The 26,387-nt window shown below is 41.3% G+C and carries 15 protein-coding genes and 1 CRISPR repeat array (1 of these 16 running past the window's edge); of the genes, 13 read left to right on the top strand and 2 right to left on the bottom strand.

Annotated features, from left to right (window positions below):
- Window positions 1–15: 15 nt before the first annotated feature.
- The 7 genes from AC6I1H_RS03915 to AC6I1H_RS03885 all read left to right on the top strand — a co-directional run bounded on the left by AC6I1H_RS03915 (window position 16) and on the right by AC6I1H_RS03885 (window position 5,406).
- Complete coding sequence (locus AC6I1H_RS03915) at window positions 16–429, top strand: PTS sugar transporter subunit IIA (RefSeq protein ID WP_497739700.1); 414 nt, start codon at window positions 16–18, stop codon at window positions 427–429.
- A gap of 135 nt (window positions 430–564) precedes the next feature.
- On the top strand, window positions 565–1,335 hold the full coding sequence (locus AC6I1H_RS03910) for a PTS mannose/fructose/sorbose/N-acetylgalactosamine transporter subunit IIC (protein ID WP_497739699.1): 771 nt from the start codon (window positions 565–567) through the stop codon (window positions 1,333–1,335).
- Window positions 1,328–2,128, top strand: coding sequence for a PTS system mannose/fructose/sorbose family transporter subunit IID (locus AC6I1H_RS03905; RefSeq protein WP_497739698.1), 801 nt, complete (start codon window positions 1,328–1,330; stop codon window positions 2,126–2,128). The genes AC6I1H_RS03910 and AC6I1H_RS03905 overlap by 8 nt, the downstream gene beginning before the upstream one ends.
- Before the next feature lie 136 nt (window positions 2,129–2,264).
- Window positions 2,265–2,750 carry a PTS sugar transporter subunit IIB gene (locus AC6I1H_RS03900; protein ID WP_497739697.1) on the top strand — a complete coding sequence of 162 codons (486 nt, stop codon included), beginning with the start codon at window positions 2,265–2,267 and terminating at the stop codon, window positions 2,748–2,750.
- Between the two features lie 18 nt (window positions 2,751–2,768).
- Window positions 2,769–3,476 (top strand): SIS domain-containing protein, encoded by a 708-nt coding sequence (locus tag AC6I1H_RS03895; protein ID WP_497739696.1) that lies wholly within the window; start codon window positions 2,769–2,771, stop codon window positions 3,474–3,476.
- A 24-nt stretch (window positions 3,477–3,500) separates the two neighbouring features.
- The gene (locus tag AC6I1H_RS03890; RefSeq protein ID WP_497739695.1) at window positions 3,501–4,238 is read left to right on the top strand and encodes a sugar isomerase domain-containing protein; all 738 of its coding nucleotides are present in this window, start codon (window positions 3,501–3,503) and stop codon (window positions 4,236–4,238) included.
- A 64-nt stretch (window positions 4,239–4,302) separates the two neighbouring features.
- Window positions 4,303–5,406, top strand: coding sequence for a Gfo/Idh/MocA family protein (locus AC6I1H_RS03885; RefSeq protein ID WP_497739694.1), 1,104 nt, complete (start codon window positions 4,303–4,305; stop codon window positions 5,404–5,406).
- Between the two features lie 51 nt (window positions 5,407–5,457).
- Here AC6I1H_RS03885 and AC6I1H_RS03880 read toward each other — a convergent pair whose 3' ends face one another.
- Window positions 5,458–6,639, bottom strand: coding sequence for an ATP-binding protein (locus tag AC6I1H_RS03880; protein ID WP_497739693.1), 1,182 nt, complete (start codon window positions 6,637–6,639; stop codon window positions 5,458–5,460).
- Between the two features lie 373 nt (window positions 6,640–7,012).
- On the opposite strand from AC6I1H_RS03880, the gene AC6I1H_RS03875 reads away from it, so the two are divergent.
- The 5 genes from AC6I1H_RS03875 to AC6I1H_RS03855 all read left to right on the top strand — a co-directional run bounded on the left by AC6I1H_RS03875 (window position 7,013) and on the right by AC6I1H_RS03855 (window position 13,001).
- The gene (locus AC6I1H_RS03875) at window positions 7,013–7,573 is read left to right on the top strand and encodes a TetR/AcrR family transcriptional regulator (protein ID WP_497739692.1); all 561 of its coding nucleotides are present in this window, start codon (window positions 7,013–7,015) and stop codon (window positions 7,571–7,573) included.
- A gap of 100 nt (window positions 7,574–7,673) precedes the next feature.
- Window positions 7,674–8,378: an ABC transporter ATP-binding protein gene (locus AC6I1H_RS03870; protein ID WP_497739691.1), complete on the top strand. Its 705-nt coding sequence runs from the start codon at window positions 7,674–7,676 to the stop codon at window positions 8,376–8,378.
- Window positions 8,372–10,738, top strand: coding sequence for an ABC transporter permease (locus tag AC6I1H_RS03865; protein ID WP_497739690.1), 2,367 nt, complete (start codon window positions 8,372–8,374; stop codon window positions 10,736–10,738). The genes AC6I1H_RS03870 and AC6I1H_RS03865 overlap by 7 nt, the downstream gene beginning before the upstream one ends.
- Before the next feature lie 19 nt (window positions 10,739–10,757).
- On the top strand, window positions 10,758–12,059 hold the full coding sequence (locus tag AC6I1H_RS03860) for an efflux RND transporter periplasmic adaptor subunit (protein ID WP_497739689.1): 1,302 nt from the start codon (window positions 10,758–10,760) through the stop codon (window positions 12,057–12,059).
- Between the two features lie 15 nt (window positions 12,060–12,074).
- On the top strand, window positions 12,075–13,001 hold the full coding sequence (locus tag AC6I1H_RS03855) for a DMT family transporter (RefSeq protein WP_497739688.1): 927 nt from the start codon (window positions 12,075–12,077) through the stop codon (window positions 12,999–13,001).
- Window positions 13,002–13,050: 49 nt separating this feature from the next.
- On the opposite strand, the gene yfcE is transcribed toward AC6I1H_RS03855, so the two are convergent.
- On the bottom strand, window positions 13,051–13,599 hold the full coding sequence (gene yfcE, locus AC6I1H_RS03850; protein WP_497739687.1) for a phosphodiesterase: 549 nt from the start codon (window positions 13,597–13,599) through the stop codon (window positions 13,051–13,053).
- Between the two features lie 271 nt (window positions 13,600–13,870).
- Between yfcE and cas2 the strand changes: the two genes are divergently transcribed.
- The gene (gene cas2 / locus AC6I1H_RS03845; RefSeq protein ID WP_497739686.1) at window positions 13,871–14,134 is read left to right on the top strand and encodes a CRISPR-associated endonuclease Cas2; all 264 of its coding nucleotides are present in this window, start codon (window positions 13,871–13,873) and stop codon (window positions 14,132–14,134) included.
- 197 nt (window positions 14,135–14,331) lie between these two features.
- Window positions 14,332–26,387: a CRISPR direct-repeat array (repeat unit 30 nt) (it continues 1,902 nt past the right edge of the window).

Raw genomic sequence — 26,387 nt, 5'->3', positions numbered from 1 at the left:
TGGGAGGCACAGCAATTGGTAAGCATCATACTAATTTCTCACGGAAAATTGGCTGAAGAACTGCTGAATACAAGCAAACTCATTATGGGAGAACAAAAAAATGTTGTTGCTCTGGGGCTGGAACCGGATGAAAGCCTGGAGTGCCTGAAAAAAAGGATAAGATCGGTTTGTGCCAGACTGTATCAGGAAGACGGAATCTTGATTCTGGCCGATCTTTTTGGCGGCACACCTACCAATGCCGCAATTTTAGGAGTCCTTGGCTGTTATGAAAAAATAGAGATTCTGAGTGGAGTAAATTTGCCGATGCTTTTAGACGCGTTTATTAACAGGCATATTCCTTTGAAAGAATTGACAGACAGATTAAAACAGGTGGGGAAGAATAGCATTATCAGTATAAATGATATTGAGACTTCCGTTGCGGAGGAATAAAACTCGGCCTTTCCGCCTGAGTTTTGTAATAAATAAACAATCTAAGAATTCAGGATTTTGACAAGGAGGTGAAATTTACAAATTTTATTGTCGTTATAATTCAATCATTTTTTACAAAAGGAGGGAAATTTTTAAATGGAAATCAGCGCCTGGCAAATCATTGTGTTGACTTTGTACGCATTTTTTTCTATTCTCGACATGCTGGGACCGGACATTGGATTGGGAAGACCGATTCAAGCGGGGTTTGTTGCCGGTTTGGTTCTGGGTGATGTTAAATTGGGACTACTTGTTGGCGCCACACTACAGTTGATGATTCTTGGTGTGGGAACTTACGGTGGTGCATCGATTCCGGATTTTACAACAGGTGCTATTTTGGGAACGGCTTTTGGGGTTATATCGGGGAAGGGTCTGGAATTTGCCCTGGGATTGGCGGTGCCTATCGGATTGTTCCTTGTCCAGCTCGATGTTTTAGCAAGGTTCTCTAACACATATTTTCAACACCGTGCGGACAAATATGCCGAAGAAGGAAATACCAGAGGTATCGAAATAATGAACCTGTTAGGGGCGCTGCCATGGGGGTTATCCCGTGCTATCCCCGTATTCCTGGCATTGATATTTGGATCTACAATAGTGCAGAACCTTCTAAAAGTATTCCCGGACTGGTTGATGGGTGGATTGAAAGTAGCAGGAGGCATACTTCCTGCCCTCGGTGTGGCAATATTGTTAAGATATCTGCCTTCGAAAACGTACATTCCTTATCTGCTGATCGGTTTTATCCTGGCTGCATATTTGAAAGTATCAATGGTTGGCGTAGCACTGGCGGGTTTTGCACTGGCCCTTATCAACTTTCAGTATAAAAGTGCTGGGGCGACAATTGCCGGAGGGGGTGTGAGCGGAGATGAGTGAGACTAAAAAATTGACAAAGAAAGATTTGTGGAGGATAAACTGGCGCTGGCTGATTGCCGGTCAGTACGGATGGAACTATGAAAGAATGCAGGGCTTGCCTTACTGTTATGTTTTGATGCCGGCATTAAAGAAATTTTATACTGAAAAGGAAGAATTGATAAAAGCTTTAAAGCTACATCTTCAATTTTTTAACACCGAACCGGATATGGCGCATCTGATAATTGGTGCCGACCTGGCTATTGAAGAAGAAAAGGGGATAGAAGCGGAAGATGCCATAACGGGTATTAAAACCGGTTTGATGGGACCTTTTGCCGGTGTCGGCGATACCATCTATGGCGTTATTGCCGGTACAGTTTTCGGTTCCATTGCGGCTTACATGGCCTTAAACGGAAACACTCTGGGTATCTGGATTTGGACTTTATGGATGATTTTTAGATGGGTTATCCGCTGGTGGTTTATAAATCTTGGATACCAGCAGGGAGCCAAGATGGTGACTTCTTTTGGCGGTGCGATTCAAAAAATTACCGAAGGTGCCGCAATACTGGGCCTGACTGTCATCGGCGCATTGATTCCCACGGTTATTCGAGCGGATGTGCCTTATGTATTTAAATCTGGCGAGGTTACTATGAAACTCCAGGATATTTTGAATCAAATAATGCCCGCTCTGATTCCTGTAGGATTGGTCGCATTTGTATACTGGCTGCTTGGGAGGAAAGGCATGAATTCGACTAAAGCCATATTTTTACTGATACTTTTAGCCATAATATGCTATAACTTCAAAATATTAGGCTGAATATATCGATACTTTGCATCCGAAGCGATTCGGATGCAACATTTTTCTTATAAAGGAAAGGGGACACACCTCCTTTTTCATGGCATTCAGCTGGGGGAGGCGGAGGAATGTCCCCAATTAGTGGAGGGATTGCATAATGGGAATTGTTCATGTCAGAATAGACGACCGTTTGATTCATGGTCAGGTCGCCGCATTCTGGTGCAACAGCATGAAAATCAACAGAATAATGGTAGCCAATGATGAAGTGGCCAACAACGAACTGCAAAAAAGTGCTCTCAGGATGGTAGCTCCACCCGGTGTAAATACTTCTATCATCACAAAAGAGAAAGCGGCGGCAAATATTAAGGCAGGCAAATATGATGCGGAAAGAGTGTTTTTAATCTTGAAAGGGCCAAAAGACGCCATAGATTTAATCAAACTTGGAGTAAATATCAAGATGATAAATGTAGGAAATATGGCGCATCGCGAGGGAACCGTGCAGATAAAAAGATCGATTAATGTGACTCAGGATGAGATTGAAGCTTTCAAGGAGCTGAATGCTATGGGTGTTGAGTTGACCGCCATCATGGTACCTGATGAACCAAAAACGGATTTAATGGCATTAATTAACAAACTTCAATAAAACGAGAGGGGAATACTTATGAGCTTTTTAAAATATTTCGATGTAATAGAAAAACTGATTAAAGAACTTAAAGAGACACAACAGGACAGCATTAAAAAAGCTGGACACATCATTGCCGAATCCATCATCAATGGGGGCATTTTGCACGCATTCGGCAGCGGTCATTCTTATGCCGCAGCGATAGAAGTAGCGGGAAGAGCGGGAGGTTTGATTCCGGCCAAAGCTGTAGAAGAGCCGTCCCGCGGATTATATGAAACCGTTGAAGGCGTCGGGGCAAAGTTGATGGAAAATTACGATTTGCGCCCGAATGATTGTTTTATTATTATTTCCAATTCGGGAAGAAATCCTTTAGTAATAGAAGTTGCGGATTTTGTGAAAAAAAACGGGAATAAACTTATAGCCGTCACATCTCTAGATGTATCCAGGAAACTGAAATCCAGACATTCATCCGGAAAGAACCTTTACCAGTTTGCCGACGTTATACTGGATAACCGCGGAGTGGAGGGGGACTCCGCCATCCAGCTGGAAGGCATGCCGGTTAAGATCGGCCCTACTTCTTCAGTGGCAGCCGCCGTACTGCTTCAAGCCACCATTGTAGAAGCCGTAGAGATCATGCTGGCGAAGGGATATACACCGCCGGTATATATGAGCGCCAATGTGGATGGAGGTCCGGAATTTAATCAGAAATTGGTAGAAAAATATGCAGATAGGCTCTTTAGAAAATAACCTAAAAGATTTGGAGGGACAATCATGGATTTTACGGTAGTCTTTTTTGACAATGTAAAGAGGATTTTAAATAAGGTGGAGGCCACCCAGAAAGAAAAAATTCAGATGGGAGCTCAAGTGGTAGCAGATACTATTAAAAATGACGGTATAGTGTATACCTTCGGCACTGGCCACTCCCATTGTGTGGCGGAAGAAGTGACATATCGAGCCGGAAGTCTGGCTCCCATCGATGCTATTTTAGAACCTTCTTTAACGGGAACTACGGATGTGGTAAAGAGCGAGCAGCTTGAAAGGATAGAAGGGATTTCCAGAGTAATTTTGGAGCATAGAAGGGTTACTTCAAGGGATTGTATGATTATAATCTCCAATTCCGGAAGGAATGGAGCTCCGATCGAAATGGCTATAGAATGCAAGAAGAAAGGAATCCCAACGATTGCCATTACCTCGCTGGAATATGCGAAAAATGTTGCTTCCAGGCATTCTTCGGGGAAAAAACTCTATGAAGTAGCTGATATTGTAATAGACAATTGTGGAGTCTTCGGGGATGCAACTGTATATCTTGAAGGATCAAAAGTGCCTATGGGTTCCACATCTAACATAATTGGAAATTGTATTATACACGCCATCACAATAGAGGCTGCTCAAATCCTTATAAAAAATGGGATCGAGCCTCCTGTGTTTTTATCCGGGAACCTGGACAACTGTAAAGAAGTAAATCAGAAGCTTCTAGACAAATACTGGGGGAGGATCAAGATGTGGTAAAGGAGCCAGAATACGGCTCTTTTGCCATATAAGAGATGTAAATCTTAGAAAATGAGGTAGCAAGATGAATAAAATAAATTATTCCGTTGCAGGTTTTGGCTATATGGGGAAGCTGCATACCGTTGCCGTGAGGAGTATGCCTTTATGCTATGACGATTTTCCATTTTATATTATCTTTGATAAACTAATAACTTCCAGAGAATTAAATACGGATTATACCGGATATAAGACTCATGTTAAAACTCTGGAGAATTTGCATACTGATGTTATAGACATCTGTACACCGAACTTTATGCATCGCGAACAGATAGAAAAAGCAATTGCCTGTGATATAAAGAATATATATTGCGAAAAGCCGTTGACAGGTATTTATGAAGAAGAAAAACTACTGGTCGAATTGGTCAGTGTTAAGGAAGTCAATAATCAGGTCGGCCTGGTTTTAAGATTCTTACCTGCAGTAGTCCGGGCAAAAAGGATGCTCCAGGATGGTTTGATAGGAGAAATCATTAATTTTAATTGCCATATGTACCATCAAAGTTATTTAAACCCTGACAGACCGATATCATGGCGGCTGCAAAAAGAGAAAAGCGGGGGCGGGGCTATAGTAGATTTGGGAATTCATTTGATTGATTTGGTCCAATATTTGTTGGGACCCATAAAAAAAGTGAGAGGTGTTACCAAAACAGTAATCAATAAGAGGCGTTCCGACAGAGGAATATCGCCGGTCGACGTGGATGATTTTGCACATCTTGATTTAACGCTTGATAGAGGGATATACGGGGTTTTGGAAGTTTCCAGGCTGGCGGCGGGCAAAGATGAAGATACATCATTTGAGATTTTTGGCACTGAGGGTTCCATAAAAATAGATATAAAAAATCCTGAATGGCCGGAAGTTTGCCTGTGGAGAGAAAATACCAGGAAGCAGGGTGGCTTTGTAACATATAAAGAAGTTGAAGGAGATCTGAAAAAAATCTGGCCCTCCGGGAAGTTCTCTCTGGGCTGGATGGTCAATTGCCACATGGCTTCGCTTTACAGCTTTTTATTAAAAATCAACGGCCAACAGTTCCAGTATATTGATCCACCGGACTTCGAAGATGCGGCTTTGGCATGTAAGATTCTAAATACGGCTTACAAGTCGGCAACAATCGGAAGTATTGTCTCTGTGTGAGTCAGACCAGCTAAAAAAGGTCAAGTAGCAAATTGTTAAAGGCTGGGTTTGTCAAACCACAGCCTTTTTATATATGGTAACAATAAATTCGTCTCCATCTTCTTTAAAAATTGGTTCCGGTTGGTTGTTTTTTCGGACTTCTTCGATAACCATAGGTATCCCCCTGCCTAACCTCTCCACATATCTTGCATCGTATAAAAACTGCAGAATAACGGGGTTTCTATGGTAGCTCAATCCTTGTTTCATTTTATCTATGGTCAAAGTGTTGGGTATTTTTCCGGGACTTTTTATCTCTATTCGGTCTTCATAGATTATCATAGATATTTGAGAACCTGATATGGTATAATCCCTGTGAGCCACCGCATTTACTATAAGTTCCCTAATTGCTCTTGCGGGGTACTCTACTATATCGGTCCTCTGCAAATCCGTAACCTCAAACCCGTGTCTTGTATTGTTCTTGAAAAAAATCATTGTGTCTTCTATGTTTTCAAAAATGTTTCGTTCAAAGAATTTATGATCTATTACCGGATCGGTGAATTTATTGCCATTTATCTTTATAGCTTTGATGCCGCACCCCTGATAAAATTTTTTGGGGTTTTTCCCGAATAAAAGGAGGCCCGCCAGGGTGGCTGCAGATTGTTCTCCATATTCTACCATTATATCAGTGTTTTTTAATAGGTTTAAAAGCTCAAATTGCTCGAGATCACTTATATTGATTTTTCGATAATTATAAAAGTAATCTTTTAATTTATCATAATCAAGATCTTCAAAGGATGCAGCGGGTACCGGATTTATTTCATAATGAAGCATACCTGAGGTCTGAAAAAGCCTTAATAGTTGTTCCCTGGTAGCTTCTCTATTGGTACTTCCGAAACGGATATAATATTCCTTTCGTCCGTCATTTTTAACACAGTATGGCTTATTGATGCCCTTTTCGATCTCAACAACCGCTATGGTCTTATCATTAACGGTGAGTTCATAATATAGTGGAATTAAAGGCGGTTCAATGATATTATAGCAAATGTTCATTATCCGTTCTTCCAGTTTATTTTCAGAAATACCAACGATATTTTTATCATCATCCACGCCGATTATCAATAATCCTCCTGAAACATTGGCAAAACTTGCTATTTCTCTTGCGAGCCTTATATTATGTGCATCTTCGAGCTTGAATTCAACAAAAGAATTTTCTCCGTTTCTGATGATCTCTATTATTTCATCCTTCCTGTACATTTTTCACACCATCCCGGATTTATTTCAAATATCATGATATCATTTTACCAATATTTTGTAAATATGCTTCTTAGCCGACTGCGGCGAAGCCGCACGAAGGCGCATCACAGTCAACCTTATAATTAAGGATATGCAAAAATCAAAGACTGAGATTAGCTGACTGCGGCGAAGCCGCACAAAGGCGCATCACAGTCAACCTTATAATTAAGGATATGCAAAAATCAAAGACTGTGATATAATTTATCCCAAACACATACCGACCGGTAGGTATGTCCGAAATGTTTGCCGTGAACTGACATTAATTGCAAGAAGGCATCAAATATGAAAATAATTTGGAGGGATTTATATTAATACTCGGGAAAAGATTTTAAAGGTGGCGCTGGAGTTTTTTTTAAATAACACATACAGGGATGTATCCATAAATGACATCGTAAAAGAGGTGGGTATTACAAAAGGAGGTTTTTACCACTATTTCCGCAGCAAAGAGGAACTGTTTTCGCAGGTTGTGGAGGATTTTATAGTCAGATACACACAGATGTTCCTGGCTTTTTTCAATAATGATATGGATCTTAAACAAAAGCTGGATTTCATCGCGAAAAAGATGGTTGAGATATATAAGAGCGAAGAAGTGAAAAAAATTTCGTTAAACTATGATATATTTTGGAATGAGTTGAAAAAGCACAACAATCGACTCTTTGACAAAGCCATATCCATGGGCAGAAAATGTTTGGAAGCGGTAAAAGGGATGTTCGAGGAAGAAAAGCGAAAAGGTATACTGCGGAATGACCTTGATTGTGAAGGGACGGCCATTATGTTCATTGCATCTCTGAAAGGTGTTGCTCTGTATTCAATATATATTGAAGAAGAAAGGCTGGAAAAAAATATAAATACTTTAATGGAGAACTTCTGGCGTGGGATTCAAGCGACGGAATAGATAAATAAGGGGAAAACCATCCCCGACTGACGGCTTAATTCAGGGCAAATCAAGGCAGGGCCGCTTGCTGGAATTCCAACTCAGAGAGAGGAGGAGAGCCGTGGATATTATTCTAAAAGCCAGGAACCTCACAAAATATTATCAGATGGGCGAAATAAAGGTGGAGGCATTGAAAGGGGTGGATTTCGATATATATGCCGGTGAATTTGTGGTGGTGCTGGGGCCTAGCGGTTCCGGAAAAAGCACTATGCTGAACCTTATAGGCGGCATGGATGTGGCAAGTTCCGGAGAGATCTACTACAGGGATAAACCCCTCCACGGTGCATCGGAAAAAGTCCTTACGGAGTACAGGAGGGATGTGGTGGGTTTTGTGTTTCAGTTTTACAACCTCATGCCAAATTTAACCGCCTATGAAAATGTGATGCTATCGGTGGAAATCGCGAAAAATCCTTTAAAAACGGAAGATGTCATGGAGCAGGTGGGCCTTGCCGACAGGGCAGACCATTTCCCGGTGCAGCTGTCGGGCGGAGAGCAGCAGAGAGTGGCCATCGCCAGAGCTGTTGCCAAAAACCCGGAAATACTCTTATGTGACGAACCTACGGGAGCCCTGGATTCATCAACAGGGATACAGGTGCTGAGAGTTCTTAAGAATTTTAATGAGAAATATAAAAGAACGGTGATCGTTATCACGCATAATGCGTCCATCGCCCGGATGGCAGACCGGGTTTTTTACCTGAAAGATGGGAAACTTGTACGTGTTGAGAGCGTGGCAAATCCCGTATCGCCGGAGGAGGTATCATGGTGATATTGAGGAGAAAGATGCTGAGAGATATCGGCGAGAATAAAATGTCTTATATAGCGTGCGTCATCGTGGTAATCATCGGATTGATGACTTACACTTCGATGCAGATGGCCAGGGACAACCTTTTTTTAGCCAGGGAGAGCTTCTACAGGCAGTATCACCTGGCCGACGGTTTTGCAAAGGTAAAGTCAATGCCTTACTCTCAAGTGGGGAAATTGAAGGATATTCAGGGCATAGACCAGGTTCAGGGGCGGCTGGTGGAAGATGTAAGAGTGCTGGGCCTTGATGAAAGTAAGAATATATATTTAAGGTTAATATCATTAAAGCAAGAAAGGCCTTACAATTTAAACGGAGTAAAACTGTTGAAGGGCTCTTTTCCGAAAGGAAATGATAGATCGATTCTTCTGGCTGATAAGTTCTATGAAGCTCATGGTATTTACCTGGGCAAACCTCTTACTGTGATCATCGAAGGGAAAAAGGTCGAGCTTAAAATATCGGGAACCGGTCAAAGCCCGGAGTTTGTTTATGCCATGAGGGACGGGCAGAATATATTTCCGGACCCCGAGGCTTTTGAAGTAGCGTATATGCCCTATGAAGTAATGGAGAGTCTGTTTGCCAAAAAGGGGACGGTCAATGACATAACATTTACTTTAAAACCCGGTTTCAAGTTCGAGGATGTAGAACAGGCGCTGAAGACAGAGCTGGAGAAGTACGGCATGGAAAGCCTTGTGGCCCAAAAAGACCAGTCCAGCAATGCCATGCTAACCGAAGAATTAAAGCAGCTGGAAAAAACATCCCGTAGCATTCCCATCATGTTCCTGACCATTGCGGCCATCATCTTATATATCATGTTAAAGAGGATGGTGGAGTCGCAGAGGGGGCAGATAGGCACCTTAAAGGCCTGTGGGTACAGGAATAATGAGATCCTTTTACACTATCTTTCCTATGGCCTGATGGTGGGGCTGGCGGGTGGAGTCCTTGGAGGAGTTTCGGGCACGGCTCTTTCCATATCATTTACTAAAATATACCAGCAGTATTACAGTTTGCCCGATCTTGTTGGAAGGTTTTCATGGCGGTATTTTTTATCAGGAATAATTTTATCGGCGGCATTCAGCCTGATTGCATCTTTTCAGGGAGCCAAATCCGTCTTGAGATTAAAGCCTGTAGAAGCCATGCGCCCGCCGGCGCCTGCGGTCCACAGAAGGTTCTGGCTGGAAAAGATTCCGGGCTTCTGGGCATTTTTTACGGTTCAGGGCCGCATGGCCATAAGAAATATGTGGAGAAACAAAAGCCGGAGCTTTTTTACTTTTATCGGCATTGTATTTACGTTCAGCATGATGGCGGCTCTATGGTCCATGTATGACATAATGGATATTATGGTGTTGGACCAGTTTACCAGAATGCAGAAATACGATATTAAAGTAAGTTTTGCAAGACCCCTTCCTTTGAGCGGAGCGGTAGGGGAATTTCAGAACATCAAGGGAGCAAAGCGCGTTGAGCCTTTGGTGGAAGTGCCGGTAACTTTGCAAAAAGAGCATCGCAAAAAGGATGTTGTGGCCTTGGGATTGATTCCGGATTCAGAACTATATACTCCTATTGACAAGCAGGGTAACCGGGTGCGAATACCCAAGGATGGGATGTTGCTTTCCGAACAGGTTGCCGGCAGCCTGAAAGCCGGAATAGGAGACAGGTTGCAGGTTGAAAGCATATGGGCCAGGGAATCGCCGGTCTATGTGGATGTGGTGGGAATCATTCCACAGTATCTGGGTTCCAGTGTGTATATGAACCAGGACGCGCTGCAGACCCTGCTGGGGCAGGGCGATATCGCCACTTCAGCGCTTATATCAATGGATAAGGCACATATACCAGCATTAAAGCAAAAATATTATGATTCAAAATATATCGGCAACCTGGAAGAAAGGCAGCAAAGCATAGATCTGTATAATGAGCTGATGGGCTCCTCGAGATACGTCATGTGGATCATGGCTGCAATGGCAGTTGTCACGGGCTTTGCCATTGTTTACAATTCAAGCATCATAACGCTGGCGGAAAGAGAAAGGGAACTGGCTTCGCTCCGGGTGCTGGGGATGAGGCCTCAGGAGGTAATGGAAGTCATCTCGGTGGAACAGTGGTTTATAGGCGCAGTGGGTATTCTGGCGGGCATTCCCCTGACCTTTGCCATGAACAAGGCTCTTTCCAGCAGCATGAGCAGCGACCTTTATTCAATACCCTCGTTGACGACGCCGTCGGCTTTGCTATTAGCTCTTGTCGGGACGATAGTTGCCATCAGTACTGCCCAGTGGTGGGTCTTTCGCAAGGTGGCAAAACTTAATATCGTGAGCGTGTTGAAGGAAAGAGAGTAATTTCGAAGGAGTGGAGAACGTGAAAAGGACCGTGAAGTTAGTATTGACGATTATCATCATTGCGGTGGTGGCGGTATATGCCGTGTTCAACGCAAAAAAGCCCCTTAAAGCAGAGCTCATAGAAGTAAAACCGCAAACGGTGTCACTGGTTTTTAAAGAAGAAGGAATTGTGGAAACTACATTGGATCGCCCTGTATATGCCACGGTCAGCGGCGAAATAGTAAACCTTGCAGTGAAGGAAGGCCAGCGTGTATCCAGAGGCGACTTACTTGTGCAGATTGACACGAAGGATATGGAATATCAGCTGGCTCAATTAAAGGCACAACGAAAAAGCCTTGAAGGGCAGGAAAAAAAATCATTCCAGGAAATCGGGCAGCAGATAAAACAGCAGCAGCTGGCAATAGAAGAGATAAACCGTCAGTTGGAAAAGAGCCGGGAAGATTATGCTAAGGCAAAGTCGCTCTATGAAGCCGGTGCGATTTCAAAGACAGAGCTCGATGATGCCGAAAGCGCGGTAAAACAGCTTGAAAGCGAACTGTCGCAGCAGCAGACAAGGCTCGAGCTGCTGCTGGAGCAGGCCGGTTCCGCAGGGATCGAAATTTCCGGAAGCGGCTCTACAACCAGCACAACGATCAATACCGCCACAGAACAGTATTTTCAGGGCATGATTGAAGCGGTAGATGCGCAGATAAAACAGTTGGAACACCAGATTGAAAGAGCCCGCATCACTGCTCTCATTGAAGGAGTGGTGGAGGAAATTTATGTTAAAGAAAAAGCGATGGTTTCACCGCAGACGGAGCTAATGAAAATTATCGGAAACGAAGGGTTGGAGGTAAATGCGTACCTTCTCACAGAAGACGTGATTTATATCAAGGAGGGTATGAAGGTTGCGCTCATTCAGAAAAGAAAGGACCGGGATTATAAGTTCTACGGTACCGTGACGTCCGTCGCTCCTTCAGCCGTCGAAAAAGTGTCAGCGCTGGGGATCGCAGAGCGCAGAGTAAAAGTAACAATCCAGCCCGAGGGGAATATACCGGAACTTCGACCGGGATATGCCCTGGATGTGGAGTTTTCCGTGCTTTCGCAGGAAAATAAACTGGCGGTGCCCAAAACATGCCTCTTTCCTTACGAAGACGGGGACGCCCTTTGGGTGGTAAAGAACGGCCGTGCTCAAATCCAGAAGGTAAAGAAGGGAATGGAAACCGACGAAGTGGTCGTCATTGAACAGGGCCTCGCGCCCGGCGACAGAGTAATAAAAAACCCCCAGCTCGAAGGCCTGGAGCAGGGGAAAAAAGTAAAAAACCACGACAGATATGTGTAAAATGGGAGGAAAATTATGGCTAAATATTCAGCATATTTTGCCGGCTTGGGAATAGCGGTTATATTCGGATTCTCTTTTCTTTTTACAAAGGAAGGCCTGGATGTGCTTGACCCTTTTCACCTGCTGGGACTCCGTTTCGGCCTGGCAGCGGCTATATTCGTGATATTGCGTATGATGGGTTTTGTAAAAATTGATTTAAGAGGGAAAAACCTCAGCATGGTACTTCTGCTTTCCGCCATCGAGCCTGTGATTTATTTCATATGTGAAACCATCGGTATACAAATGACTTCCTCGTCGGAAACGGGCATGATGATAGCCATGGTACCAATAGTAACCACGTTGCTTGGAATAGCTATTTTGAATGAGAAACCTTCACCGCCGCAGATGGCATTTATACTGCTTTCTGTAGCAGGTGTCGTCTTTATGGTCGCCATGAAAGGCAGAGTAGAGATAGGCAAAAACCTGGCAGGCACTTTTGTGGTGCTGGGCGCAGTGGTCTGTGCGGGAATTTTCAATGTGATTTCCAGGAAGATATCCTCGGAATTTAACCCTGTCGAAATAACCTATGTGATGATGTGTGTCGGCGCCGTAGTTTTCAACGGTATTTCTATAGTGCAACATGTGAACCGTGGCAACCTGCAGCAATATTTCGCGCCTCTGGCGAATATGAAGGCTGTGGCTTCCATTGTATATCTGGGCTTTCTTTCTTCCGTGGTGGCCTATTTCATGCTAAATTTCATGCTTTCAAAGCTGGAAGCTGCAAGATCCTCAGTGTTTACCAATCTCGTCACGGTGTTTTCCATCATTGCGGGGGTGACTCTGGCGCATGAGCCGTTTTACTGGTATAATGCGGTGGGAGGTATCATGATATTGTTTGGAGTCTGGGGGACAAACCGTTACAGCAGAATACAGAAGTCAATGGAGAGCCTGGATATGGGATAAAAAAGATTGACAATAAGCTGCCACACAATAAATAACAGGCATAATATTACTATCTTAACACAATCCTTGAAACGACATTTTCGTCCTTGATATTTACTAACCTTATTTCATTATCCTCCATCACCGCTGCCGAAGATATACCATCTTTTGGCAGGGAACAGGAACCAGGGTTCACCAGTATGATGTGGTTTATTTTCTCCAGCCGTTTTATATGGGTATGGCCCGTAACCAGAATATCTATACGCCATTTTACCGCCAAATCCATAAGTTCATCCTTGGATTTCTCATGCCCATGATTTACCAATATTCGGAACTTATCCATGCAAATCAGCGCATAGGGAGATTGAATGGGTACAGAAATCAGCATTGAATCTATGGGGGCGTCACAGTTGCCCGATGCGGCTACAAAAGGTATTTCCAACCTATTTATAGCCTCCGCCAGTTCCCAGGGATTGTAACCTTCCGGAAGGGGATTTCTTGGCCCGTGATAAAGTATATCCCCTGCGTGCAAAATAAAATCACATGGGCCCAGAACTTCCAGAACTTTTTTAAACGCCGTTAAACTTCCATGAGTGTCGCTCATGATTCCAATTTTCATTCGCCAAACCTCCGAAATAAATTAATAAAGATTGCTGTTGAAAATAATATATCATCTGATAAGCCGAAATTCAACTAAAAATGAAGAAGGAAATCTTTCTAAAAAATTGACTTTTTGCTAAACAATTGATAGATTTACTATGTATTATTTATATGTGCATTATTTGTATGTTCAAATAAAAAAGTTTTATACAAGCTACACAAGCTAAAAAATTTAACAGAAACAAAGTGCGTTGAGCAGATATCAAAGAATATTTCGTGGAGATAATATAATGTTTATAATTTTGGTATACGATGTAGGGGAAAAAAGAGTCGGAAAAGTCCTGAAGATATGTAGAAAATATCTAAACTGGGTTCAGAATTCCGTCCTCGAAGGCGAAATATCCGATGCCGGATTCAAAAAATTGAAGCAGGAACTAAAGCGAGCAATCAACGATAAGGAGGATTCGATTATTTTCTACATACTTCGAACTACAAAATACTCTTCAAGAGAGACTATGGGTATCAAAAAAGGCGGAGATGAAATGATAATTTAAAAAAATACAGTCGTCGACCTCAGATAATGTAAAAACTACGGGAGGTCGACGACTGTATTTTTTTCAGCGCTAATTCTTCCCAAACCTTTATTTTTATGGAAAGAAATGATATAATTTACACAAAGAACAACTTTATATATTTGCTCCAAAACTGATTAATACTATACGTATCCCTTATATATTGCCCATTTAGATTGGTTTTTAGCCTCCCTATAAGGAATTGAAACTTGATATTGTGGCTTCTATTTGGAATTACATTGCTTCGTTTTTAGCCTCCCTATAAGGAATTGAAACAAGAATCGGCAGCATTACCAAGTATATTTTTAAAATGTTTTTAGCCTCCCTATAAGGAATTGAAACATGCTTCAGTAATTCTTCTTTTCAATTCAGGTAACACGTTTTTAGCCTCCCTATAAGGAATTGAAACCCGGAGAGTGTCGAAGCCTTGTTTCAGCAGGGATTCAGGGTTTTTAGCCTCCCTATAAGGAATTGAAACTTCATAAAAACCTCCTTCCCCGGCAGGCACCGCCCGGTTTTTAGCCTCCCTATAAGGAATTGAAACTTTCAAAGAGCGACACGAAGGCGGGTTCAGAGCGGAAGGTTTTTAGCCTCCCTATAAGGAATTGAAACTTCCGGGTATATTCACAAGTGCAGTGAGTGTGGTCAAGGTTTTTAGCCTCCCTATAAGGAATTGAAACCGGGCGAAGAAGTTTCGCCCGAGTTTATCGACGACGGTTTTTAGCCTCCCTATAAGGAATTGAAACCCGTCCCAGAATTGCTCCTGGGTGTGAGCGTAGTTGGTTTTTAGCCTCCCTATAAGGAATTGAAACTAAAGCCCCGGTGAGTATTCTTGCGGCTTTTTCTTCGGTTTTTAGCCTCCCTATAAGGAATTGAAACTCAGGATAGTTAAGTAAACTAAACCAAGCGCTAAATAGTTTTTAGCCTCCCTATAAGGAATTGAAACTAATCTCTTTCGTATCATATCTATCAGCTATTTTTTTATGTTTTTAGCCTCCCTATAAGGAATTGAAACTTGCTATATCTTTGATCTGCTCCAATGCATCAACTAAAGTTTTTAGCCTCCCTATAAGGAATTGAAACTATTATACTATAAATATCTGTAAAAAAAAGTAAAATGTTTTTAGCCTCCCTATAAGGAATTGAAACTGCAACCCGGTACCACTATCCGTGCTCACCGTACTGGGTTTTTAGCCTCCCTATAAGGAATTGAAACTTTCTCCACTGGCCAATACCTTTGAACATGCCGTAAGTTTTTAGCCTCCCTATAAGGAATTGAAACAAAATCTTCTTCCATTTTTGATATTTCGTGAGTTCCGTTTTTAGCCTCCCTATAAGGAATTGAAACGAATCGAGGAGGGGAGAAAAGATGAACATAAAATTCGTTTTTAGCCTCCCTATAAGGAATTGAAACCCCTGCCGGCCGTACCGGTCGCGGGGGAATACATCTGTGTTTTTAGCCTCCCTATAAGGAATTGAAACGCGTTCAGGAATTTTTGGAGCTTATCCTCGGTTCCTTGTTTTTAGCCTCCCTATAAGGAATTGAAACAACTGCTGTTTGACCAGATAAAAAACGCCCCGACCGGTTTTTAGCCTCCCTATAAGGAATTGAAACTGTCTTTCAATCAGTTTTTTAATCCGATTATCAATTGGTTTTTAGCCTCCCTATAAGGAATTGAAACAACCTTCCTCCAGCTTCATCAATTGCTACCAAACACTGGTTTTTAGCCTCCCTATAAGGAATTGAAACTTTCGACGGCCAGCTTGGTGAGCTTCCCACCATGAGTTTTTAGCCTCCCTATAAGGAATTGAAACGATATGCAAGCGTTGTTTTTGCAAAACGCTTTCCGAGTTTTTAGCCTCCCTATAAGGAATTGAAACTCCGTTTCCTTGTATTTTCAGCTACCGTTCTATTATGTTTTTAGCCTCCCTATAAGGAATTGAAACTTCCTCCTTTCGTTTTCATACTTCCGGAATATATTGTTTTTAGCCTCCCTATAAGGAATTGAAACTTTTGTAATGGAATTTCATTAGATAAAACAAAATAACGTTTTTAGCCTCCCTATAAGGAATTGAAACTACTATACAACCTCTTTTATAAAAAATTTATCTGTTATGTTTTTAGCCTCCCTATAAGGAATTGAAACGTTGTTTTTCGCGCTTAACTTCTTTAAGTGGTCCAGGGTTTTTAGCCTCCCTATAAGGAATTGAAACCCCTTGTACTGCTGCCAGCTCTCCAGCGCTGCTTTCCAGTTTTTAGCCTCCCTATAAGGAATTGAAACACAATGATTTTTACTTCCTTATATTCCATAGCCTTCGTTTTTAGCCTCCCTATAAGGAATTGAAACAGCCAAAGCTTTAGCTTTATCCGATACTGCCTTTAAGTTTTTAGCCTCCCTATAAGGAATTGAAACGCGTATAAATAGCGATTCTCCATCAGGCGTCCCAAAGTTTTTAGCCTCCCTATAAGGAATTGAAACCATTTTTTTTATTTCTTGCGAGATACTCGGATATTGTTTTTAGCCTCCCTATAAGGAATTGAAACTGATTATCAGCTTGTTTTTGACCGGGTCCTCGTATTCGGTTTTTAGCCTCCCTATAAGGAATTGAAACTCTAAAAAGCTTTTCTGTTCGGCATACCAAGTATCAAGTTTTTAGCCTCCCTATAAGGAATTGAAACAATATATGGCCAAAAAGGCTACGAAAGCCGCAGATAAGTTTTTAGCCTCCCTATAAGGAATTGAAACTCAGCAGAAGCCGACGCCAGCTGCTCCAGGAAGTATTCGTTTTTAGCCTCCCTATAAGGAATTGAAACTGCTGTCCTTGTAGATGATGGGCCTTTTGTAGATGTGTTTTTAGCCTCCCTATAAGGAATTGAAACCTTATATTTCTCATCCTCATTCCTCCCTAAAAACTAGTTTTTAGCCTCCCTATAAGGAATTGAAACCCTCCCCGGAAAACAGGCCGCTCTTGATGGCATTCTCCGTTTTTAGCCTCCCTATAAGGAATTGAAACGCTCAACCAGCAAGGCAGCATGAGAATGACGGAGATCGTTTTTAGCCTCCCTATAAGGAATTGAAACCGATATATCCAATATACCTACAGGTTTTATAAAGGAGTTTTTAGCCTCCCTATAAGGAATTGAAACGGGATGATAGTATGACTTCAGAAGAATTATTATCAAGTTTTTAGCCTCCCTATAAGGAATTGAAACTCATCACCGATATAAAGCTCAAAATCACTTGTTGAAGTTTTTAGCCTCCCTATAAGGAATTGAAACGGAGTTAATGAAAGCTTGTAAAAATCTTTTTGATGAAGTTTTTAGCCTCCCTATAAGGAATTGAAACCTAGATAACTTGAATGTCTTTTACACTCTATTATAAGTTTTTAGCCTCCCTATAAGGAATTGAAACTGCCATATTCCTTGTATAAGATAAAGGCAATTGCACAGTTTTTAGCCTCCCTATAAGGAATTGAAACTCGACATTTGGTTATAAGAAAGCAAAGGAAAATATATCGTTTTTAGCCTCCCTATAAGGAATTGAAACAGGAATTAGGGATTTGATAAGAAAAACTATAAACCAGTTTTTAGCCTCCCTATAAGGAATTGAAACCCGATATACTTCTTCCTTGGCGTCTGCGGCGATATTGTTTTTAGCCTCCCTATAAGGAATTGAAACCCGTATCCGCATCCAGCCCGCTCCCCGGGCCGTCGTTGTTTTTAGCCTCCCTATAAGGAATTGAAACGCAACGATGATGTCGCCTGCTTCCTTATCGGGGAGATATGTTTTTAGCCTCCCTATAAGGAATTGAAACCCTATATAGAAGTTACCGTTCCCAACATATTGTTTCAGTTTTTAGCCTCCCTATAAGGAATTGAAACCAGTGAACGGAAACACAATTTGGCACGCAGGCAACGACGGTTTTTAGCCTCCCTATAAGGAATTGAAACCAATCAGACACCAGTGATAAATGCAGTCGCAAGCATGTTTTTAGCCTCCCTATAAGGAATTGAAACTTATGTTGTTACGTTTAGTAGCGGGATAGTACGGATTTGTTTTTAGCCTCCCTATAAGGAATTGAAACTAGCAGGCATAGGCGAAAGAGATATGGTGATCGAGTTTTTAGCCTCCCTATAAGGAATTGAAACGAGAAGTTACTGGCGTAACAGACTAAGACTATGCAAGTTTTTAGCCTCCCTATAAGGAATTGAAACAGGCTTTCAGGTATCGCTTAAAGTTCTAATATTCTGAAGTTTTTAGCCTCCCTATAAGGAATTGAAACGAGTTTAAGCAAAAAGAAGATCCTGACACAAAATATCCGTTTTTAGCCTCCCTATAAGGAATTGAAACGGAGCAGCGGCGGCTAAGTTGCGCCTCGCCGTAGGGTTTTTAGCCTCCCTATAAGGAATTGAAACAAACAAGAAGCTTTTTTCGATATTGCGCAAAATGCAGTTTTTAGCCTCCCTATAAGGAATTGAAACTTGATATGCCCTGTCCGGAGGTTCCAAGAGTTTATATCGTTTTTAGCCTCCCTATAAGGAATTGAAACTCTTTTTAGCGGCCATAAATATCTGTCTGCGAATTCCGTTTTTAGCCTCCCTATAAGGAATTGAAACCAACAGCGACGGCAGATTAATAGTGCGTTATATTTAGTTTTTAGCCTCCCTATAAGGAATTGAAACGCAAAAACCTTTCAAAGAGAGTTAATTTGCTTACATCGTTTTTAGCCTCCCTATAAGGAATTGAAACACGGACAATCCGGCCTACGTGAATCATTTTCACATTTCTGTTTTTAGCCTCCCTATAAGGAATTGAAACGCATATTTCTAACTATATGTATTAAAGTACCTCTTGAGTTTTTAGCCTCCCTATAAGGAATTGAAACTTATAAAGGTGATGAATTTAAAAGGCATGATTTTAAAGTTTTTAGCCTCCCTATAAGGAATTGAAACATTCTTCGTTATAAATTCCGTTGTCCGGTTCCATCAAGTTTTTAGCCTCCCTATAAGGAATTGAAACTATGACAGAAATGCCCCGTCCGTGAGCTTTGCAAGCCGTTTTTAGCCTCCCTATAAGGAATTGAAACCAACATCCAGCGCAAAGGATATCTTCCTGTTTTCCTTCGTTTTTAGCCTCCCTATAAGGAATTGAAACTAGTTTATGGAAATACTCACAGGCTCATTTGTGAGCGTTTTTAGCCTCCCTATAAGGAATTGAAACCCGAAAACAGCTTTATGTCCCCGCCGCCAATTCCAGTTTTTAGCCTCCCTATAAGGAATTGAAACATATGAAAGTGATAGATATGACAGCGTTTCAGGAGAGTTTTTAGCCTCCCTATAAGGAATTGAAACAAAGGTATTGACATTATAAATACATTTGAAGTATAAGTTTTTAGCCTCCCTATAAGGAATTGAAACCTGCAATTTCCTTCTCTAATCCGAATCCCGTATCTGTTTTTAGCCTCCCTATAAGGAATTGAAACCTACACGTGCAGGATGTTGCGCAGTATACCAAAGGTTTTTAGCCTCCCTATAAGGAATTGAAACTTCCCATTTGTAATTTTTACTTTTAACGGCAAGCGGTTTTTAGCCTCCCTATAAGGAATTGAAACCCGGCAGATGTGGCTCTGACATATCTCTTGAAGCATAGTTTTTAGCCTCCCTATAAGGAATTGAAACTGCCTTTCAAACGAAGTATCCGCACCCATTGCCGGTTTTTAGCCTCCCTATAAGGAATTGAAACATACCAAATACACATTTATGATTTTCAAGTTTATTGAGTTTTTAGCCTCCCTATAAGGAATTGAAACACCTTTCAGAATACCGTTGTGATACCGTTGCAGTGTGTTTTTAGCCTCCCTATAAGGAATTGAAACAAAACTGGCCCCGGATCACCGATAGTTCCTCACTAAGTTTTTAGCCTCCCTATAAGGAATTGAAACACATATCCTGTATCCTTCCAGACATACCTGCTCAAGTTTTTAGCCTCCCTATAAGGAATTGAAACATGGAATTTACTTTGAAGTTGAACTGAAGGCTTCCAAGTTTTTAGCCTCCCTATAAGGAATTGAAACCTTCCTTTCCGTATAGGTTGAAGTGTAGGGAAATTGGGGGTTTTTAGCCTCCCTATAAGGAATTGAAACAGCGAGCACTGTGCATGGATTGTCAGGCAGAAATGAGAAGTTTTTAGCCTCCCTATAAGGAATTGAAACTAGGTATACCGGCGTTTTCTTGCCCTGGTGGATAAGTTTTTAGCCTCCCTATAAGGAATTGAAACTTATTGCCGGAGCCTATGAACACCACCCTTGCCTTTAGTTTTTAGCCTCCCTATAAGGAATTGAAACTTGTGGCCATAATGATGAATACGTATCTAGACCAGAGTTTTTAGCCTCCCTATAAGGAATTGAAACTTTAGAGAGCATCATTACCGATTCCTTCTCCAGAGCAAGTTTTTAGCCTCCCTATAAGGAATTGAAACTGGAATATAAAACAAGTATTCAAACAGCTTGTGCGTTTTTAGCCTCCCTATAAGGAATTGAAACCTCTTGCAGGATTCTGTGCACTATACCACAAGTCAAGGTTTTTAGCCTCCCTATAAGGAATTGAAACTTACGAGACCGGCATCAATTGGTGAATCACTAACAGCAGTTTTTAGCCTCCCTATAAGGAATTGAAACCTCCTGAAATATAGGCTAGAAATAAAGTTTGAATTTCGGTTTTTAGCCTCCCTATAAGGAATTGAAACAGCCTCTTCTCGATGCCGTCAATTTCAGTCTGTAGGTTTTTAGCCTCCCTATAAGGAATTGAAACAAGCGGAATAATTCGATATAATCCGCACTGAACAAAGTTTTTAGCCTCCCTATAAGGAATTGAAACGATGACAGTCAAACTTCCTGCAAATCGTAAAATTGAGTTTTTAGCCTCCCTATAAGGAATTGAAACCCGACGTCCAATTTGGTTTTATCCCGCTTTTCCATACTGGTTTTTAGCCTCCCTATAAGGAATTGAAACAGCCTCTTCTCGATGCCGTCAATTTCAGTCTGTAGGTTTTTAGCCTCCCTATAAGGAATTGAAACAAGCGGAATAATTCGATATAATCCGCACTGAACAAAGTTTTTAGCCTCCCTATAAGGAATTGAAACTGGCACAATTTTAAGGGGGTGAACGAAAATGACTGCGTTTTTAGCCTCCCTATAAGGAATTGAAACTCGGGTCGCAAAGATGGTCTGGGATAATTGGGATGGGTTTTTAGCCTCCCTATAAGGAATTGAAACATTGAAATAAGATATTGCTTTAATAGCGTCGTATATTCGTTTTTAGCCTCCCTATAAGGAATTGAAACAAGTTAGAAGAGATGATATTAGAGTGGTACAAATATGTTTTTAGCCTCCCTATAAGGAATTGAAACCCAGGAATTTTTTAATTGTCTTTGTGGTTATATTAGTTTTTAGCCTCCCTATAAGGAATTGAAACACTGCAATTGACTGACGAACAAAGGAAGGAGGTTGAGTTTTTAGCCTCCCTATAAGGAATTGAAACCGTCGTGGACGACCTGGCGTATGTCAAACACGATGGGTTTTTAGCCTCCCTATAAGGAATTGAAACGTTATAAACTAAGTTTACAGCCCATGAGATCCAATCGTTTTTAGCCTCCCTATAAGGAATTGAAACTCCTTCCTTCTGTATTTTTCTAATTCTTCCGGGGTCAAAGTTTTTAGCCTCCCTATAAGGAATTGAAACTTATAATAAAACTATGCTTACAAAGAAAACTGACCCTCTCGTTTTTAGCCTCCCTATAAGGAATTGAAACCGGCACTCTGCAATTTCTTCGTCCCCGGTCCGTTGTGGTTTTTAGCCTCCCTATAAGGAATTGAAACTACAGCAACCAGCGATGCGTCTTGGGATGGACCGGCAGTTTTTAGCCTCCCTATAAGGAATTGAAACAACAAAATGAGTAAACAATATAGTATTACAGAGCAAGTTTTTAGCCTCCCTATAAGGAATTGAAACTCCATATCATCAAAGTTCAGAAGAATTTTGTTTCCTCGTTTTTAGCCTCCCTATAAGGAATTGAAACCCGTACCGTATACATAGCTTTCAGCCACGTTCTTAACGTTTTTAGCCTCCCTATAAGGAATTGAAACCCGGTAAAGCTTTTTAATCCAAGCATTTGTTCCCACAGTTTTTAGCCTCCCTATAAGGAATTGAAACAGGCATCGATAGCGCCCTGGAAATACACCTTGCCTTCGTTTTTAGCCTCCCTATAAGGAATTGAAACGGAGATCCTGAATGTGAGGAAGTGAATTGTAGTAAAGTTTTTAGCCTCCCTATAAGGAATTGAAACACACATCCTTTCTTATTTTGAATTCAATTAACCAAGTTTTTAGCCTCCCTATAAGGAATTGAAACACTTACCGAGGTGTGGAAAGTGCCCTGTGGGCATCGTTTTTAGCCTCCCTATAAGGAATTGAAACCTTAAACACCGTTTTATTCACCTGCAGGTAACCGGTGCGTTTTTAGCCTCCCTATAAGGAATTGAAACGCTGGAGAGCTTTTGCTTTCTCAGCTCACGTCCGAACGTTTTTAGCCTCCCTATAAGGAATTGAAACTAGTCATCTTCGTATACGCCGTATAAATCGGCGGTAGTTTTTAGCCTCCCTATAAGGAATTGAAACCCGAAAAAATCAAATTGCTTAAAGAGGAAAAAGCCGAGGTTTTTAGCCTCCCTATAAGGAATTGAAACAATTGCCAAATTCCTCACACATCTTGTCGTGTTCCGCAGTTTTTAGCCTCCCTATAAGGAATTGAAACCCAATTCAGGTGCGTCGATTTTGATATTGATATCCAGTTTTTAGCCTCCCTATAAGGAATTGAAACGATTTTGGAAGTAGGATTGTTACGCTGTATCTAGGTTCGTTTTTAGCCTCCCTATAAGGAATTGAAACAAAGGTAAGCTTGCTTTTGATGAATTTGCCAACAGAGTTTTTAGCCTCCCTATAAGGAATTGAAACCCGCCACCCGGGGCGGATACAAATGCCGGGCAATAGGTTTTTAGCCTCCCTATAAGGAATTGAAACCAGTTGCCCGTATAATACTTCCAGCAGTCATCAAAGTTTTTAGCCTCCCTATAAGGAATTGAAACACTTTAAGTCACTATCCGCTATCATCTTCCAGGTGCAGTTTTTAGCCTCCCTATAAGGAATTGAAACTTAAGCTGCTTCAGTTTCTCAACGAGCGCCTTGCCATCTAGTTTTTAGCCTCCCTATAAGGAATTGAAACTGTCAATCACATAAGGTTCTCCATCTATCGTCCTGTAAGTTTTTAGCCTCCCTATAAGGAATTGAAACTTAAGTGCATCGGTGATAATCTTCCCAACATTGTCCGTTTTTAGCCTCCCTATAAGGAATTGAAACTGATTTTGTTTTAAGGTCTTTTGGACTATTGTCTGAAAGTTTTTAGCCTCCCTATAAGGAATTGAAACCCGCTGAAAACCAGGAGCAGGCCGACAAGCGAATACCGTTTTTAGCCTCCCTATAAGGAATTGAAACAACCTGCTCCACTTACCAACGAGGAAGCGGAACAATGTTTTTAGCCTCCCTATAAGGAATTGAAACTATTCAGACATATATAGCCCACAGTCATGGCATTGAGGTTTTTAGCCTCCCTATAAGGAATTGAAACCTGTAAATTAAAATAATACTAAAATACTTATAATTGAGTTTTTAGCCTCCCTATAAGGAATTGAAACCGACAAAATTTGTACGGAAATAGAACAAAAGGCAGGTGTTTTTAGCCTCCCTATAAGGAATTGAAACCTGGATCTTTGTTGTTTTACATATTCCCTATATTTCTTGTTTTTAGCCTCCCTATAAGGAATTGAAACCGGTCGGTGCTGTGCCTTTAAGGTATGGGAAGTGTCGTTTTTAGCCTCCCTATAAGGAATTGAAACTGGTGAAGGTCTTCTGCTCTTTGACTGTCTGCTCGAGTTTTTAGCCTCCCTATAAGGAATTGAAACAAAGCAATTTCCCACTCCAGATATTTTGTAACCGCAAAGTTTTTAGCCTCCCTATAAGGAATTGAAACAAAGCAATTTCCCACTCCAGATATTTTGTAACCGCAAAGTTTTTAGCCTCCCTATAAGGAATTGAAACTGAGCACAGAAAACCGGAATGCCGTCCGGTGTTACTGGTTTTTAGCCTCCCTATAAGGAATTGAAACTCGGATAAACCCATGATGAAATCGGCGGAGACGTCAGTTTTTAGCCTCCCTATAAGGAATTGAAACCCATGCCATATCACTTCACCCGCTTTCGCTTTTCAGGGTTTTTAGCCTCCCTATAAGGAATTGGAACTGCGCTTGTAAGAGGCAGCAGAAAAGCTACGAGAAGTTTTTAGCCTCCCTATAAGGAATTGAAACTATGTTTCTTTGAATATATCGGGCTTAATCGGATATGTTTTTAGCCTCCCTATAAGGAATTGAAACCCAGCCATTGAAGCGTCAGCAGTAATCTTAAAAGGTTTTTAGCCTCCCTATAAGGAATTGAAACTCCGGCTGCGGTGATATTCTTCAAGCAGACCTTCAAGTTTTTAGCCTCCCTATAAGGAATTGAAACATCGAGATGGATGTCAATAGAACGCTTTCTGAAATGTTTTTAGCCTCCCTATAAGGAATTGAAACTTCACATTGAGGTCTGGGTTTATTTTTTTGCCGTATAGTTTTTAGCCTCCCTATAAGGAATTGAAACTTCCCTCCCCAGGAGGATACAGAAGATTGGCGGGCCAGTTTTTAGCCTCCCTATAAGGAATTGAAACCTGGGGGCTTGGAGCGACAAAATACTTTTTCGTTCTAGTTTTTAGCCTCCCTATAAGGAATTGAAACCCATGAGCATAAAATCAGAACTCCTGCGGAGTTGCAACGGTTTTTAGCCTCCCTATAAGGAATTGAAACCTGAGTACCAGAGCCCTTACTTGTTGTTCAAGAGTCGTTTTTAGCCTCCCTATAAGGAATTGAAACTATTATAATTGCAAACAGAAAATCACCGCCGCCCGGGTTTTTAGTCTCCCTATAAGGAATTGAAACTCCGCCAGCTGCCAAAGACCCTGGTAAAACATTCTACGTTTTTAGCCTCCCTATAAGGAATTGAAACTTGTAAAATTCTCGATACTGATCGAGCATGGCAGCAGTGTTTTTAGCCTCCCTATAAGGAATTGAAACTTGCAGACTTTGCAATGATACACACCGGTCTTGGCGTGTTTTTAGCCTCCCTATAAGGAATTGAAACCAGGGCTGCCTTCGGGGCCGGATATTTCTGTATCTTGGTTTTTAGCCTCCCTATAAGGAATTGAAACAAATGGCAGTACCGAAGTGCTTAGAGTGTGAGCATTGTTTTTAGCCTCCCTATAAGGAATTGAAACCCTTATTGCTATGGGGCCTATGACTCCCGAAGAGGGTTTTTAGCCTCCCTATAAGGAATTGAAACCACTTGCTGCATATTAAATAATACTCTCTACTTTTTGTTTTTAGCCTCCCTATAAGGAATTGAAACAACGACATTAGATGGAATGCGCTGATAGTAGACGAGTTTTTAGCCTCCCTATAAGGAATTGAAACAGATTGGCTGATGACATATTTGACATATAGGAGTCAAGTTTTTAGCCTCCCTATAAGGAATTGAAACCTGGGAGGCGGCTGGGATACACCATTAGAGGTATTAGTTTTTAGCCTCCCTATAAGGAATTGAAACACTACATTGAACCACCTCTCTATCATTTAATACACCTGTTTTTAGCCTCCCTATAAGGAATTGAAACTCGGTCTAAACTTTTTCCCACATCTTTTGCATGTTTTTGTTTTTAGCCTCCCTATAAGGAATTGAAACAAATAATTACATCTAGGTTTTTCTTCAGAAGGAAAAAGTTTTTAGCCTCCCTATAAGGAATTGAAACTATATACTGCCATACTTCTATGGCCATCTAATTTTTTGTTTTTAGCCTCCCTATAAGGAATTGAAACTATTCAATCATATCTTCAGTCCACTGCAGTCCAGCAGTTTTTAGCCTCCCTATAAGGAATTGAAACAAAGTCCTCCTTTCTATGAATTATTGCGGGGGCTGAGTTTTTAGCCTCCCTATAAGGAATTGAAACATCTCATCCTCGGTAATGGTGACGCTTATCAGATATAGTTTTTAGCCTCCCTATAAGGAATTGAAACTTCTATTGTTGTAGCGAATGCCA

Source organism: Biomaibacter sp. TOL, from assembly GCF_059717795.1.
Note: the sequence above shows the minus strand (reverse complement) of the source record. Positions and strands in the feature narration are given on the sequence as shown.

What these genes read in the sequence shown, in the direction of transcription:
- AC6I1H_RS03910 (WP_497739699.1), top strand. Translation starts at nt 565, where the DNA reads ATGGAAATCAGCGCCTGGCAAATCATTGTGTTGACTTTGTACGCATTT.
- AC6I1H_RS03905 (WP_497739698.1), top strand. Translation starts at nt 1,328, where the DNA reads ATGAGTGAGACTAAAAAATTGACAAAGAAAGATTTGTGGAGGATAAAC.
- AC6I1H_RS03900 (WP_497739697.1), top strand. Translation starts at nt 2,265, where the DNA reads ATGGGAATTGTTCATGTCAGAATAGACGACCGTTTGATTCATGGTCAG.
- AC6I1H_RS03895 (WP_497739696.1), top strand. Translation starts at nt 2,769, where the DNA reads ATGAGCTTTTTAAAATATTTCGATGTAATAGAAAAACTGATTAAAGAA.
- AC6I1H_RS03890 (WP_497739695.1), top strand. Translation starts at nt 3,501, where the DNA reads ATGGATTTTACGGTAGTCTTTTTTGACAATGTAAAGAGGATTTTAAAT.
- AC6I1H_RS03885 (WP_497739694.1), top strand. Translation starts at nt 4,303, where the DNA reads ATGAATAAAATAAATTATTCCGTTGCAGGTTTTGGCTATATGGGGAAG.
- AC6I1H_RS03880 (WP_497739693.1), bottom strand. Translation starts at nt 6,639, where the DNA reads ATGTACAGGAAGGATGAAATAATAGAGATCATCAGAAACGGAGAAAAT.
- AC6I1H_RS03865 (WP_497739690.1), top strand. Translation starts at nt 8,372, where the DNA reads ATGGTGATATTGAGGAGAAAGATGCTGAGAGATATCGGCGAGAATAAA.
- AC6I1H_RS03855 (WP_497739688.1), top strand. Translation starts at nt 12,075, where the DNA reads ATGGCTAAATATTCAGCATATTTTGCCGGCTTGGGAATAGCGGTTATA.
- yfcE (WP_497739687.1), bottom strand. Translation starts at nt 13,599, where the DNA reads ATGAAAATTGGAATCATGAGCGACACTCATGGAAGTTTAACGGCGTTT.
- cas2 (WP_497739686.1), top strand. Translation starts at nt 13,871, where the DNA reads ATGTTTATAATTTTGGTATACGATGTAGGGGAAAAAAGAGTCGGAAAA.